The organism is Marinobacter albus (genome assembly GCF_030238305.1).
GTDB classification, from domain to species: Bacteria; Pseudomonadota; Gammaproteobacteria; order Pseudomonadales; family Oleiphilaceae; genus Marinobacter; species Marinobacter albus.
Window position 1 is genome coordinate 731048 of record NZ_JASSQD010000002.1, and the last position, 14739, is coordinate 745786.

14 protein-coding genes are annotated in these 14739 nt (G+C 58.6%); 6 read left to right on the top strand and 8 right to left on the bottom strand.

Features of this window, described 5'->3' with window-relative positions; genetic code table 11:
• Positions 1-9: 9 nt before the first annotated feature.
• On the top strand, positions 10-1335 hold the full coding sequence (locus tag QQF73_RS14835; protein WP_219868010.1) for a tetratricopeptide repeat protein: 1326 nt from the start codon (positions 10-12) through the stop codon (positions 1333-1335).
• Between the two features lie 35 nt (positions 1336-1370).
• Here the strand turns inward: QQF73_RS14835 and QQF73_RS14840 are convergent, their stop codons facing one another.
• The 6 genes from QQF73_RS14840 to QQF73_RS14865 form a co-directional block, all read right to left on the bottom strand.
• A complete protein-coding gene (locus tag QQF73_RS14840) occupies positions 1371-2291 on the bottom strand; it encodes a lipase family alpha/beta hydrolase (protein WP_219868011.1) in 921 nt (306 codons plus the stop codon).
• Between the two features lie 341 nt (positions 2292-2632).
• Positions 2633-3913: a glutamate-1-semialdehyde 2,1-aminomutase gene (hemL, locus tag QQF73_RS14845; protein WP_219868012.1), complete on the bottom strand. Its 1281-nt coding sequence runs from the start codon at positions 3911-3913 to the stop codon at positions 2633-2635.
• 15 nt (positions 3914-3928) lie between these two features.
• The gene (gene thiE, locus QQF73_RS14850) at positions 3929-4597 is read right to left on the bottom strand and encodes a thiamine phosphate synthase (RefSeq protein ID WP_219868013.1); all 669 of its coding nucleotides are present in this window, start codon (positions 4595-4597) and stop codon (positions 3929-3931) included.
• A complete protein-coding gene (gene thiD / locus QQF73_RS14855) occupies positions 4585-5343 on the bottom strand; it encodes a bifunctional hydroxymethylpyrimidine kinase/phosphomethylpyrimidine kinase (protein WP_219868149.1) in 759 nt (252 codons plus the stop codon). Before thiD ends, thiE begins: the two co-directional genes overlap by 13 nt.
• Positions 5344-5384: 41 nt before the next feature.
• The gene (gene hemJ, locus QQF73_RS14860) at positions 5385-5807 is read right to left on the bottom strand and encodes a protoporphyrinogen oxidase HemJ (RefSeq protein WP_219868014.1); all 423 of its coding nucleotides are present in this window, start codon (positions 5805-5807) and stop codon (positions 5385-5387) included.
• A 3-nt stretch (positions 5808-5810) separates the two neighbouring features.
• Positions 5811-7586, bottom strand: coding sequence for a chloride channel protein (locus QQF73_RS14865; protein ID WP_219868015.1), 1776 nt, complete (start codon positions 7584-7586; stop codon positions 5811-5813).
• A 155-nt stretch (positions 7587-7741) separates the two neighbouring features.
• On the opposite strand from QQF73_RS14865, the gene argC reads away from it, so the two are divergent.
• From argC to erpA, 4 genes are all read left to right on the top strand, one after another.
• Complete coding sequence (gene argC / locus QQF73_RS14870; protein WP_219868016.1) at positions 7742-8779, top strand: N-acetyl-gamma-glutamyl-phosphate reductase; 1038 nt, start codon at positions 7742-7744, stop codon at positions 8777-8779.
• A 9-nt stretch (positions 8780-8788) separates the two neighbouring features.
• Positions 8789-9529, top strand: a complete 741-nt coding sequence (locus QQF73_RS14875; RefSeq protein WP_219868017.1) for a DUF6776 family protein — start codon at positions 8789-8791, stop codon at positions 9527-9529.
• Position 9530: 1 nt separating this feature from the next.
• Positions 9531-10019: a bactofilin family protein gene (locus QQF73_RS14880; RefSeq protein ID WP_219868018.1), complete on the top strand. Its 489-nt coding sequence runs from the start codon at positions 9531-9533 to the stop codon at positions 10017-10019.
• Positions 10020-10104: 85 nt separating this feature from the next.
• Positions 10105-10437 (top strand): iron-sulfur cluster insertion protein ErpA, encoded by a 333-nt coding sequence (erpA, locus tag QQF73_RS14885; RefSeq protein WP_219868150.1) that lies wholly within the window; start codon positions 10105-10107, stop codon positions 10435-10437.
• A gap of 83 nt (positions 10438-10520) precedes the next feature.
• On the opposite strand, the gene QQF73_RS14890 is transcribed toward erpA, so the two are convergent.
• Entirely contained in the window at positions 10521-11618 is a 1098-nt protein-coding gene (locus tag QQF73_RS14890; RefSeq protein ID WP_285368663.1) for an anhydro-N-acetylmuramic acid kinase, read from the bottom strand.
• 5 nt (positions 11619-11623) lie between these two features.
• Positions 11624-13000, bottom strand: a complete 1377-nt coding sequence (locus tag QQF73_RS14895) for a peptidoglycan DD-metalloendopeptidase family protein (protein ID WP_285368664.1) — start codon at positions 12998-13000, stop codon at positions 11624-11626.
• A 307-nt stretch (positions 13001-13307) separates the two neighbouring features.
• Between QQF73_RS14895 and tyrS the strand changes: the two genes are divergently transcribed.
• Complete coding sequence (gene tyrS / locus QQF73_RS14900) at positions 13308-14510, top strand: tyrosine--tRNA ligase (RefSeq protein WP_219868021.1); 1203 nt, start codon at positions 13308-13310, stop codon at positions 14508-14510.
• The last annotated feature ends 229 nt before the right edge of the window (positions 14511-14739 follow it).

Here is a 14739-nt window from a genome sequence, read left to right on the forward strand (position 1 = left end):
AGAGTACCCTTGCTGGCATTTCGGCTAACTCTTCTGTGCTGGCTGCTTCCTCTGGCGTCCTCCTGGGTCGCTGCATCCGAACACGATTCTTCCGCTCAGACCTTCAGGTTTGGCGTCGAGCAGTTCCAGTCGGGCGATCTGGAAGGGGCCCGCGAATCGTTCGAGACGGCCAGGGCCGGTGGTCTCAGCTCGGTTTCGCTGGTCTACAACCTGGGTGTGGTTTACTACCGTCTGGGTGACTATGAGTCTGCCGAGCGGACCTTTCATGAGCTTCTGAATACGGAGCACCAGGCCCTTGCCAGTTACAATCTCGGGCTTGTCGCGCTGGCCCAGGGCAAAGAACCCGCCGCGCGGCACTGGTTCGCGCGGGTAGCGACACCGAGCACGCCGGAAAAGCTTCGGGCGCTGGCCGAGGTCCAGCTTGAAAAGCTGGCCCCCCACGCCACCGAGGACTATTCCCGGGGTTCACGTATGGGCTACCTGGCGGCCTCCGTCGGCTACGACAGCAACATTGCCGGCTTGCCCGACACCTCTGCCACCAGTGAGGGGGGCATCTTTGGTGAGGTCCTGGCTGCCGCCTCAACGACGGTTGGAGAGCTTGGCGAAGGCCGGCTAAGGCTTGGCGGCGTCGCCTATGGCCGTCACTACCCCGCCAACGATGAATACGACACCTCCCTTCTGCAGGGGGAACTGATCTGGTCACGAACCCTGGCGTCGTCGGTCCAGGGGGCCAGCCTCACCATGAGTCAGTCTTGGTACGATGCCGATGCGCTTGAGCGCCGTTACGGAGTGGAAGGTTTTCAGCGTTGGTCAGCCTGTGGTGGATTCATGGTGCTGGAACGCTGCTCGGTCGCACTGGCAGCGGCACATGTTGATGGTGGCGACGGTTTCGAGGGTTACGACGGCGAATGGTACCGGCTTCGTTTGTCCGCAATGCGCCGGTTCAGGGGCTGGTTGCTGGACGGCGACTACCGATGGGAAGTCAATGACAGGAAGGACTTTCGGGCCGGAGACCAGTTTATCAGCGTGTCGCCCCAGCACCACACCCTGGAATTGACGGGGCGTTACCGTCTCCGTCCGGATCTGACTCTGGGGTGGATCGGCGCATACCGTTACAGTCGCTACCAGGATGCCCACGTCTTGCTCGAGGGTAATGCCCTGGTGAGCGAAATTCGAGTTGATAGCCGGATCGAGGCAGGAGTGTTTGCCGAGCGTCGGCTCACTGGCAACTGGCTGGTTCGCGCAGAATGGCAGGTACAGGACAATGACAGCCGGATTGACCGCTACGACTATCGTCGCCACACCCTGATAGCCTCACTGGAAGGGAGTTTCTAGCCCCGGCCAGAGGCCGGGGCCAGTCAGGTGCAGATTCAGAGCCCGACGTTTCTCAGCCGATTGGCGTGCTGTTTGAATACCGACTTGGGATCGGTTTCAAACAGGCTGTGCAGCCCCAATGCCTGATTCACTTCATCCAGGTGGTTCATGAAGTAGTTATCCCGGATGACTTTGCCAAAGTGATTGCTGCAGCGTCCCACCAGGCCATCGTTCTGACTGAAACCGAAGGCGAGACTGGTGGTCCCCAGCAGTGCATCCGAAGGATCAAGAACGTTGGTAAGCACGCCGGTCCCTCCCCAGGAATAGAACCGGACACCATTGGCAGAATGCGCACCTTCGCCACAGGATGTGGTGGGCATGCCCGCGGGCGCAAAGCGATTGAATTCGGCACTGCCCTGGGTGGTCAGGGATCGAAGGCTCGAGCGCAGATCCTGGTTGTAGCCGCCACCGGAAAGCAGATCAATGAGTCCGCCCAGGGCATTGCCCAGAGAGGCCGCCAGGCTCTCGGCCGGGGAGCCGTAGATCAGGTCGGCCACCGGTGAGCCTTTGTGGGGGGAGCCCACGGACGTAACCGACGCCACCAGATCCGGTCTGACCCGGGCAATGTATCGGGCGGTCGGACCACCGTGACTGTGGCCGATCAGGTTAACCTTGCCGTACACAGCGGCAATGGCCTGCACTTGCGGCAACAGGGCCTCGCCCCGTGCGATGGTGCTGTCCAGTGCCGGCACCTGGGTCGTATAGACATCCGCGCCGTACTTGCGAAGGTCCTCCGCCACGCCATACCAGTAATCCACGCCGGCAAGGGAATCGAACCCGAACATGCCGTGTACCAGCACGATCGGATAACGGGTATCGGTGTAATTCGAGGGAGTAGAGTCCCACCACCAGGCGGCGGAGGGGGCTGACCACGCAACCGCGAGGGTCAGAGCCATTGCTTTGATCCAGAGTTTCATTGTCGTTCCTACAGTTTGATGTTGTGTTTGTTATTCAAACTGCGGCTCAACCTAACGGGCTGCTCCAGAGACTGCTTCTCTTACTGCATCTGCCTACTAGGGCAGAATAAGGGCTTCCGTGCGCTGACTTCGGTGTTGTGATTGTTAGATTGTTGCCGTCAGACTATCTCTAATGAGATCTGACTATAGTTTGGCGGTCCGGGGATCAAGTCAATGTCCGGAGAGGCGCTTTGGCCGGGCAGGTGTTCAGGTTGTGACAGGGGTCACCCGGTTGGCCCCGCATGACACGTCAATGGAATGTGCCAGCGGGACCGGGGGTGGGGTTTCCAATCGATCGGCGGTCAGAGCGTCGCCATGACCTTATGCGCGGCATTGATGGTGTGCTCGATGTCGGCGTCGGACAGCGCGGCCGTGGTAAAGCCGGCTTCGAAGGCTGAAGGTGCCAGGTAAACGCCCTCTTTGAGCATGCCCTGGAAGAACTTCTTGAAGCGCTCGACATCGCAGGCCATCACCTGATCGAACCGGGTGACAGATTCCTCGGTGGTAAAAAAGAAACCGAACATGGCGCCGGCACTCTGGACGGCCAGAGGGATGCCAGCGGCGTCGGCGGCAGCTTTGATGCCATCGCGTACGGCAACGGTTTTTTCCGTCAGCCGGTCGTGAAAACCCGGTTCGGAGATGGCGTTCAGTGTGGTCAGGCCGGCACACATGGCCAGCGGGTTGCCACTCAGGGTGCCCGCCTGGTAGACCGGTCCAAGGGGCGAAATATGCTCCATGATTTCCCGCTTGCCACCAAAGGCTCCAACCGGCAGGCCGCCACCGATAACCTTGCCCAAAGCGGTCAGGTCTGGGGTGACCCCATAGAGGCCTTGGGCCCCACCCAGGGATACCCGGAAACCGGTCATGACCTCGTCAAAAATCAGTACCGTCCCATGCTCGTCGCACACCTCCCGCAGTCCCTCGAGGAATCCTGGCACGGGCGGTATGCAGTTCATGTTACCGGCCACCGGCTCGACAATAATTGCGGCGATCTCGTCGCCCATCTTCGCAAAGGTTTCCCGCACGCTGTCGATGTCGTTGAAATTGAGAGTCAGTGTGAGTTCGGCCAGGCTGGCGGGGATGCCGGGGGAGTTGGGCTGGCCCAGGGTCAGGGCGCCGGAACCGGCTTTCACCAGCAGGGAGTCCACGTGGCCGTGGTAACAGCCTTCGAACTTGACGATTTTGTCCCGGCCCGTGTAGCCGCGGGCCAGACGCACGGCGCTCATGGTGGCTTCGGTGCCGGAGTTCACCATGCGGACCAGGTCAATCGACGGGACCAGCTCGCAGACCTTTTTGGCCATTTCGGTTTCGAGAGAGGTGGGCGCACCGTACCCGATACCGAGGTCCACCTGAGCATGCAGGGCATGTTTGATGCGCGGGTCAGAGTGGCCAAGAATCATCGGGCCCCAGGAGCCGATGTAATCAATGTATCGGCGGTCGTCCTCATCGTACAGATAAGCGCCCTCGGCGTGTTTGAAGAACACCGGGGTGCCGCCCACGCCACGAAAAGCCCGGACCGGGGAATTGACGCCGCCGGGGATGTATTTCTGGGCTTCTTCGAACAGGGTTTCGGAGTGAGTCATGGGTCTGTAGTCCTGTTATCTGGAAATTGAAAAAAGTGGATGATGTTGCTGGAACAATCGGGCAAAGGCTCTGGCACGATTCTCAACGTCGTCCGGAGTGCCGCCGAACAAACCGCCCACGACGGCCAGCATGTCTGCACCGGCTCGGATCAGGGGCGCACCGTTCTCGGTGGTAATCCCACCAATGGCCGTGAGCGGCCGGTCAAACTGCCGGGCTGCGGTCAGCACGGCCGGGTCGGCCGCCGGTGCATCGGGCTTGGTGCCGGAGGTGTAGAAGCGGCCAAAGGCCAGGTAATCTGCACCTGCGGCATAGGCCGTTTGTGCCAGTTCGAGGTCCGCATGGCAGGTGATGCCGATGATTGCGTCTTCTCCCAATAGTTGGCGTGCGCTTGCCAGCGAGTCGTCGGTCTGGCCCAGATGCACGCCGGCCGCGCCCGAGCGCCGGGCAAGGTCCACATCGTCGTTTATCAGCAACGGGACACCGGCGTTGGAGCAGGCCGCCTGCAGGTCAAGAGCCTGCCGGAGCCGTTCGGCCATGGAGGCACTCTTGTTCCGGTATTGTACCAGAACGGCACCGCCCCGCAGGGCAGCTTCAACCGAGGCGATCAGTGTTTCCGGCGGCGTCAGGCGGCTGTCGGTAATGGCATACAGTCCGGGCCGCAGGGCTTGGGTCACCGTTCCCACGGAATGCCCCGGTCTGGAACCGGCTGACCTTTGCCCACGTCCAACGCGTGCAGGATCGCCCGGTTCACGTAATTCTGTGCCTGCGAGATAGCGGCACGCTGGGACAGGCCTGCTGCACGTCCAGCGGCAATAGCCGCAGCGAGCGTGCATCCGGTGCCATGATATTCGCCGCCGATACGTTCGAGTTCCCAGGTCATGGGCTCCGGGGCATGATTGAAGAGTGTATTGGTGATATGCAGTCCCGTTCCGTGCCCGCCGGTCGCGAGGACTGATGAGCAGCCACTCTCCAGCAGGTTCCGGGCGGCCTGTTCCGGGTTTGCGCTGTCGCCCAGCATGCTTAATTCGACCCCGTTTGGGGTAATCATTTCGGCCAGTGGGAACAGGCGCTGTTTCATGGCGTTGATCAGTTCGTCATCAGCAAGATCGCCACCGCCGGCGGCCTTTATCACCGGATCGGTAATCACCGGGATGCCCGGGTGCTGGTGGATAAACTCCACCAGCACATCGACAATGGCGGCGTTGCCGAGGGCTCCGGTTTTGATCGCGTGAATCGGGGCATCGTCGGCAACACACTTCAATTGCTTGCGAATCAGTTCGGCATCGACCGCTTCGGCGCCATAAACATTGGTCGTATCCTGCACGGTCAGGCAGGTGAGGACGGGCAGAGGATGGCAGCCCAGCGACGTAATCGCCTGAATGTCAGCCTGAATGCCCGCGCCGCCGGAGGGATCAAGGCCGGACAATATCAGAACCTGAGGTCGGGTATAGCGTTTGATGGCTCGACTCCTTAGAAGGGTTTGACAACGGCAAGGATCACGACCGCCAGCAGGATAAACACCGGCAGTTCGTTGAACCAGCGGTAGAACACGTGGCTTCTGGTGTTTCGATCGTCACGGAAAACCTTGACCAGGTGCCCGCAGTAGAAATGGTAAACGATCAGCGCACCCACCAGTAGCAGTTTGGCGGGCAGCCAGCCCTGGCTGAAATAGCCTGAGACATTGTAACCGATGAGCCAGAGTCCGAAGATCAGCGTGGCAATCATGGAGGGAGTGGTGATTCCCCGGTACAGCTTGCGTTCCATTACCTTGAATCGTTCGCGGCCAGCCTCGTCCTCGCAGGCGGCGTGGTATACAAACAATCGTGGCAGGTAAAAAATGCCGGCGAACCAGCACACCATGGCGATAATGTGGAAGGCTTTAACCCAAAGCATTCATCAGCTCCGTCGGTATTGGTAGTAGCTTTCGATGTCAGATTTCAGGATCACCCCGTACACCCGCTGAATCATCGGGGCTACGTGCCGTTGTACGTAGAGGGCCTCGGAATTGCTTGAATCGAAGACATTAAGGGCTTCTTCGAGGGTGGCCTGGTACTGGACCGGCGCGACATCCCGGCGATTGGCCGGAATGTCCATCAGGTCTACGGATTCCGGGGCTTCAGCCTCGTCCTCGGCGACCAGCTTGTCCGTGTCCTCCAGGTACCGCGCCAGGTCGACGGCGGGCAACAGGGCGGTGGGCCCACTGCTGCCCTCGACCAACAGCCACTTTGGCTCTGACTTCAGCGCCTTCCTGGCTTCGTCGACGGTCAGATGGCGTTCCGTACGCAGAAGGCTCCGATCCATGATGGCGCCCACGGACACCCGTCGCAACGCCTGGATAACCGGCGAATTCTGGTAGCTCAGCCCCTGGCTTTTCAAAATGGTAAGGAACAGCGATTTCTTGCCGAAAGCCTCACTCGTGACCAGGGTAGAGGTGGTGATAATCAGCATGCCCGGGAGAATGATGTTCGGATTGCGGGTCAATTCCATCAGGGCCATCAGTGCGGCCAATGGCGCCTGCAGCACGGCCCCCATCATCGCGCCCATGCCGAGCATGGCGTAGAACCCGACGGACGAGGCATGCTCGGGTAAGATCTGCGCCCCCACCAGCCCCATCGCACCGCCAAGGGTGGCTCCCATGAACAGGGTCGGGCCGATGACGCCGCTCGGCATGCCCAGTCCGAGGGTGAGTGACGTCACCAACAGCTTGGAAACGCCGACTCCCAGCAACAGCCAGAAACCCAACTGACCATTGATGGTGTCATCGACCGTGTCGTAGCCAATCCCCATTGTTTCCGGCATCAGGATGGCAAAGGGAACCATCAACAGGCCTGCCAACGCGATCCGAAGCATCACCGGGCGCTGGTGGTGACGGCCCATGGTGTCCACCAGTTGAATGAAAAGTGCCGCGGCGATGCCAATGATGACCGCAATGGCGAGGACCCAAGGGATTTCCAGCAGGGAATTCATGGTCAGGGCCGGCACACTGAAGGCGGGTTCCGAGCCGTAGACGGCCTGGGTCACGATGGCCGCACTGACCGCCGCCAGGATGATCGGAGTAAACCCGGCAATGGTGTACTCCATCATTACCACTTCCATGGCAAAGATAACGCCGGAAATGGGGGTGTTGAACGAGGCCGAAATCGCCGCGGCACAACCGCAGGCCACCAGCGTGCGGATGCTGTTGTTGGGCAGCCGCATCCATTGCCCCATCAGGCTTGAAAAAGCCGCGCCCAGGTGGACCGCCGGACCTTCACGACCGGCAGACTGGCCGGTCACTACGGTCGCGACCCCGGACACGAACTGCACGATGGCGCTGCGGAGCGAAATGTACCCCTGGTGGTAATTCAGGCGCTCCATGACGTGCACAATCCCCACCTTGCGGTCATGAATCGCAAGGCGATGCAGCATGAACCCCAGCAGCAGCGCCCCGGTCAGAGGCAGCAGGCCGCGGGTAAGCAGGTCCAGCTCTTCGAAGGACTCAGAGCCTTCGCCGGGGAGAAAGTGTTCCAGGGGCCACTCGATGGCAAGCCGGAACACCAGGATAACGCCGCCGGTGATCAGGCCGGATAACAGTCCGAGCACCGCCAGTTGAGGCAGTGCATCGACACCCGATAACCTGCGCCGGAAAACAGGGATAAGATGCTCGGTAATCTGGTGCCAGAGTCTTTGCATGAACGCCGGATTTCCGGTTGGGTGCGATGAAGTGAAGGAGCGATTCTGCCATCATTGTAGCGACCGCCCTGAGGGCTGCAATAAGTCCTTGGTTTATCATGGTAGACTACGGCGTTATTCGTCCAAACTCTGATACGACGTCGCTGGAGAAAGTGGTGATTAAAGTAGGCATCGTTGGTGGCACCGGCTATACCGGTGTGGAATTGCTGAGAATTCTGGCAGTTCATCCGGAAGTTGAAGTGCGTTGCATTACCTCCCGGTCGGAAGCAGGCATGCCTGTGGCCGACATGTACCCGAATTTGCGCGGGCATTACGATCTGGCATTTTCAGAGCCAGATGCGACCGTACTGAAAGCCTGTGACCTGGTGTTTTTTGCCACGCCGCACGGCGTCGCCATGCGCATGGTGCCTGAGTTGATGGCCGCTGGTGTTCGGGTTGTTGACCTGTCGGCGGATTTTCGGCTGAAGGATCTGGATGTTTGGGCGAACTGGTACGGTATGGCCCACGAAAGCGCCGAGTGGGCCGAGCAGGCGGTTTATGGCCTGCCGGAAGTGGCGCGTGCAGAGATTCGAAAGGCTCAGCTGGTGGCGAATCCCGGGTGCTATCCGACCGCCGTTCAACTCGGCTTCCTGCCGTTACTGGAAAACGCCCTGGTCGATCCGGCGAGATTGATTGCCGATGCCAAGTCCGGCGCCAGCGGTGCCGGCCGACAGGGTAAGATCGCCATGCTGCACGGCGAGGTCGGGGAGAGTTTCAAGGCCTACGGTGCCTCGGGTCATCGTCACCTTCCGGAAATCCGTCAGGGGCTGAGCGGGGCGGCCGGCTCCGGGGTCGGGATCACGTTTGTGCCTCACCTGATCCCCATGATTCGCGGCATCGAGGCGACGCTTTACGCGGAACTCAAGGATCCGGGCCAGTTTGACCGGCTTCAGTCGCTTTTTGAGGACCGTTTCCGGGACGAGCCCTTTGTTGATGTCATGCCATTTGGCTGTCATCCCGAGACGCGCAGCGTTCGCGGAGCTAACCAGTGTCGGATGGCCCTCCATCGCCAGGAACAGAGCAATATCGTGATTGTCTCGTCAGTCATCGATAACCTGGTGAAAGGCGCCGCCGGGCAGGCCATCCAGAACATGAACATTATGTTCGATCTGAATGAAACGCTCGGGCTCGAGGCCCCGGCGCTGCTTCCGTAGGGCGTTGCTGTGAGTCAGGACCGCAAGCCGGCACAAGAGTATGTCGTGATCCGCCACCGGCCGGGCTACCGGTTTCGGCGGACAGCCATTCTGCTGGTATTCTCCATTGTTGCCGCCATTGCCGGCTATGCCGCCGGATTGGCCCAGGGCGGGTTTCGATTTTCCAGCGTCGAAGCCTCCAATGACGTTCTGGAAGAGGAGCTGGATAAGCTCCGGGACAGTTACACCGAGGCTCGACAACAGGTGATCAACCTGGACCGTGGCCGGGCCATCGATGAGCAGGCGTTGAATCAGGCCCGAAAGACCATCGTTGAACTTGAAACCCGGATTGCTTCACTGAAATCCGATCTGACATTCTATAAAAATATCATGGCTCCCTCGGAAACCAGTAAGGGGCTTCAGGTAGACAGCTTCTCACTGGCTCCCGATCGCCAGCCCGGTGCCTTTGATTTCAAATTGGTACTGACCCAGGTGGGAAATAATAAAAGCTACATAGCAGGTGTGGTGGCGGTGAACGTCATCGGCTTGCGCGACGAAGAAAAAGAAGTCATTGCCTTGCGCGACCTGTCTCAGGATATCGAAGACCTCGGCGTGAAATTCCGCTTCCGCTACTTCCAGGACGTGGAAGGTCTACTGGTGCTCCCGGACGATTTCGAACCGCTGGAGATCCAGGTGGTGGCCCAGGCCGAAGGCCGCAAATCCTCGCAGGCAGAACGAACATTTGACTGGGATGACTTAACGGAGAATTGACATGCTTGGAAAGAAAAAGCAGAAACCGCGTCGGCCAACGGGCCACTTTGATACGCTGATTTCGTCCCGCACCACGGTCGAGGGCGACGTTCAGTTTTCCGGCGGTCTGCACGTGGATGGCAAGGTCCATGGCAAAGTCGTAGCTGAAGAGGGCAGCGATGCCGTACTGAGGATCTCGGAGATCGGTGAGATCGCCGGAGACATTGTCGCGCCCCATGTCATTATCAACGGCACGGTGCATGGCGACGTTTATGCCTCGGCTCACCTTGAACTGGCCGAAAAGGCCTCTATTAACGGCAATGTGTACTACAACCTGATTGAGATGGCGATGGGTGCGTCGGTCAACGGTAACCTGGTCCACCAGCGGGAACCGGCAGGGCTGCTGACTCAGGATAAGCCGCGAGTGAAATCCGAGAGCTTTTCGTCCGACGACAGATCTGTGGCTGCAGAGGCTGAGGCTGAAGTCGAGAGTGGTGGAAAGTCCGAATAGTTGATTGTTTTAGTCAGGAATACCATAATCGTCCGAGTTGTTCATAACTGATCCGGAGGCGAACTTGAGTGTAGTTCAGCAACAAATGGCCGCGCCGCTGTTCTTCAGTGACAGTGCCGTTGCCAAAGTACGAGAGTTGATTGAGGAGGAGGAAAATCCTGATCTCAAGCTCCGTGTCTTTGTAACGGGTGGTGGCTGCTCCGGTTTCCAGTATGGTTTTTCGTTCGATGACAGTCAGGATGAAGAGGACACCGTGATCGAGCGGGATGGCGTCAGCTTGCTGGTGGATCCGATGAGTTATCAGTACCTGGTGGGCGCAACCATCGATTATCAGGAGGGGCTTCAGGGGTCTCAGTTTGTAGTTCAGAATCCGAATGCCAGTTCCACTTGCGGCTGCGGTAGTTCGTTTTCAATCTGACTTGTTCAGACTGACCAGGGACGGAACAAAAAAGGAGAGCATTGTGCTCTCCTTTTTTTGTATTGGCATTGCGGCCTGGGCCGTCAGGCGTGGTGGATTGCACCGAGAATCCGAGGCCCTCGTGCCCCGGTCACATCCGGCAGGTTGCCGGGATTGCCGGCGAGGGTTTGCTGTGCGAGCCATGCGAACGCAACCGGTTCGACCCATTGGGGATCCAGTCCGAGTTCGGCAGTGACGGCCAGGGAGGCGGGGCTCACCGCCTGCTCCAGTTCCCTCATCAGTAAAGGGTTCCGTGTTCCACCGCCGCAGGCATAGATTTTCATGGCCGGTACGGCCGGCAACTGGTGGATAATGCTCGTGACGGTCAGTTGCAGCAGGGTACGTTGAACGTCTTCAGCCGGAATATCCGGGTGCCGCTGCACCTGGGTCTTCACCCAGTCCAGATTGAACCTTTCTTTACCGGTGCTCTTGGGGGCTGACCTCGCAAAATAGGCGTCGGACAGCATGTCCTTAAGCAGCTCCTGGTTCACGCTACCCTCGTCAGCCCAGTGACCGTCGGTATCGTAGGGAAGTCCGGTCTGGTTCAGGCACCAGGCATCCATCAGCGCGTTGGCCGGGCCGGTATCAAAGCCGGTGACCGGTTCCGTCGAATCCGCGGGAATCCAGGTTATGTTCGCGATACCGCCGAGGTTTAGGATGCAGCGGTCCTCGCAGTCGGAGCTGAAGAAAGCTTTGTGAAAAGCCGGGACCAACGGCGCACCCTGGCCTCCCGCCGCCATATCCCGGCGCCGGAAGTCGGCGATGGTCGTTATGCCGGTTCTTTCAGCAATAACTGCAGGATTACCAATCTGGATGGAAAACGGAGCGAATCCGGAAGGCTGATGACGAATCGTCTGGCCATGTGAACCGATGGCGCGGATGGCCGAGGGTGAGATGCCGGAGCGTTTGATGACCCTGCTGGCGGCATCGGCGAAAAGCGCTCCGGCCAGTGTGTCCAGTTCTCCGACCTCGTCGGGTGTGCCCTGGTTCTGGCTGACCGCCAGAAGCCGGTGTCGAAGATCGTCCGGGTAGTTCAGGGTTTCCGAGGCGTGCACGTTGACCGACTGGTCATCAAAGGACACCAGCACGGCGTCGATGCCGTCCATGCTGGTGCCTGACATGAGCCCTATCCAGGCTTCCATGGCGTCTACTCTTCTGAGGCGAGAGCGAGTTGCTGGTAGTTCTCGCGGAAGACGTCGAACTGGGCCAGACGCTGCTCGGTATAACGCTTGAAGCGCGCAATCTCAGAGGACGGCACCGGCTTGGCATCCGGCAGCTTTACGGTCCGGGAGTTGCGGGGTGAACCGTTGAGGCGGAACTCATAATGCAGGTGCGGACCGGTCACCATGCCGGATGAACCGACATATCCAATGGTCTCACCCTGCTTTACCCGGGTGCCTTTCTTAATGCCCCGGCCAAGACGGCTCATGTGAGCGTAAAGGGTCGAGATGTTGTCACCGTGCTGAAGGATGACAGTACGACCGTAGCCCCCTTTCCAGCCAGCAAAATGTACCCTGCCGGATCCGGCTGCCTTGATGGGAGTGCCCGTCGGCGCGCCATAGTCGGTGCCTTCATGGGGGCGCACGACGTCCAGCACCGGGTGACGGCGCTGGAGATTGAAAGGCGATGAGACCCGGGCATTGATGGGGGTGCGCAGAAACGCCTTGCGCATGCTTTTGCCGTTGGGGGAGTAATAATCGCTCTCGCCGTTGCTGTCGGTGTAGAGCAGGGCTGTGTTGTCCTCGCCACGATTGATGAACCGGGCGGAGAGAATTCGTCCGGTATCGAACTTTTCGCCGTCGAGGTACAGCTCTTCGTATACGACCTCGAAGTGGTCACCTTTGCGAACGTCGTAGACAAAGTCGATTTCCCAGCCGAAGATGCCCGCAAGCTCCATGGTCAGGCGATCATTCAGGCCCGCCTCGCGGGCGGCCAGATAAAGGGAGCCGTCAATAGTGCCAGAGGCAAACGCCGGGCGAGCCTCTGGTTCGCGAATAACCTTCTGCCCGGTGAAACCGTTTTCGGTTTTCTCAATTTTGAGAGACTCGAGCAGACTGCGCTGAAGCTCAATCGCCGCCAGATCTCCTTCCTCGCCTTTGGCAAACCGGATGGTTTCACCCGCGTAGAGACGTTGAAGTTGTTCGGCGTCACCTTCTCCGTGAATGACCGAGAGCATGATGCCATCATTGAAGCCGGCTTTTTTGAACAGAGACGATAGTGTGTCGCCGGACTTGATCTCGAACGTATCCCAGTCAAGCGTTGGTTCAGCGGGTTCTACTGCCTTGGCCTTCTGGTTCGCGGACACCACCGGCGCCTTTTCATCTATCGCTTTGCGGTCCGTGATATCGGGTTGGGCCTTTTCCGCCGTGCCACTGTCCGAGACAGTGCCCTGTTCCAGGTCCAACGCATATGACATGCGCTTGGCTTCCACGTCGGCACTCGGGCTCATGAGAATGGCGGCGGTCACTACGACCGTTGCAGTGGCGGCAATGGTAATGTGTGTCTTTGGGAGCATTTTAAGCACGTATCGCATCCGTTTTAATCGGTATTACGGTAGGTTGAGCTACCTAATTAAAGCTGTTATTTAAGTATAGATAAACAGGTTACCGTATAAACGGTATGTGGGACAGTATGGAACATTACGATTGCTGATCCATGACCCCCGGATTTTTGCACACGGCACTGCTATAATGCGCCGCCCTGTTCATCCAGCATTGCTTAAAAACTGTACGATTATACTTTAGCAGGAGTGCAGGTAACTCACAGATTTCTTTTGTAGAGGTCTGTAACTGTCAGAATCTATCGAGATCAAAACTGGGGACGTGTTGTTCATGGCATCTATTGATGAGGCGTTGGCCGTAATCAAGCGCGGCGTTGACGAACTGATTCCGGAAGAGGGGCTGGTTGAAAAACTAAAGGAAGGTCGCCCCCTGCGTATCAAGGCGGGCTTTGATCCCACGGCGCCGGACCTCCATCTTGGGCACACGGTTCTTATCAACAAGCTGAGGCAGTTCCAGGATCTCGGCCACGAGGTCATGTTCCTGATTGGTGATTTCACCGGCATGATCGGCGATCCCACAGGAAAAAGTGCGACGCGCCCTCCATTAACCGAGGAGCAGGTTGCAGACAATGCCGTCAGTTATAAAGAGCAGGTGTTCAAGATCCTCGATCCGGAAAAGACGCGCGTCATGTTCAACTCCGAGTGGATGAGCAAGATGAGCGCGGCCGACATGATCAAACTGGCGGGCCAGTACACGGTTGCCCGGATGTTGGAACGGGACGATTTCACCAAGCGCTATCGCGCCGAGCAGCCCATTGCCATTCACGAATTCCTCTATCCCCTGGTGCAGGGTTACGACTCGGTTGCCATGGAAGCTGACGTCGAGCTGGGCGGTACCGACCAGAAGTTCAACCTGCTGATGGGCCGTATCCTGCAGAAGGCTTACGGCCAGTCGCCCCAGGCCATCCTGACCATGCCGATTCTGGAAGGCCTGGATGGCGTCCAGAAGATGTCGAAGTCATTGGGGAATTATGTCGGGGTAAACGATTCGCCGGGCGAGATGTACACCAAGCTTCTCTCTATGCCGGATGCCTTGCTGTGGCGGTATTTCGAACTGCTGAGTTTCCGCCCGTTGGCTGAGGTGGAGGAATTCCGCAAGGCTGTCGAGGCTGGTGCCAACCCGCAGGACTATAAAAAGCTGCTGGCCGAGGAGATCATCACCCGCTTCCATGATGAAGAAGCGGCCAAGACGGCGCACAAGTCCGCGGGCAACCGCGTGGCGCTTGGCGAGATCCCGGACAATGTGCCAACGGTTGAGGTTTCCCTGGAAGGGCAGGCAGAAATGCCGATGGCTGCGGTTTTGCGTCTTGCAGACCTGGTGAAGAACGGAGCTGCTGCCAGAGATGTCCTGAAGCGCGGTGCAGTCTTTGTAGATGGTGAGCAGTTCGACGGTAATCGTATGTTTGTTGAGGGAGATGATTGCGTCGTCCAGGCGGGGAAGAAGAAAATCGCCCGGGTGGTGATTACTGCGTGACCGATTTTCGGCGGTTTTGAGTTTTTTTCAGAATCGCCGTTGACACCTCTGAGCAGGTCTGTAGAATGCGCATCTCTTTCGAGGGGAACGCCACTGAGGCGGGCCGGAAATCGAAAGATAACCGTTTGAAAGTACTGAAGAAATCGAGTTTGAAAATTCTTCAGAAAGCGGTTGACAGAGAGGTGGTTCGGTGTAGAATGCGCCCTCTCGAAACAAGCAGTAAGCCGGG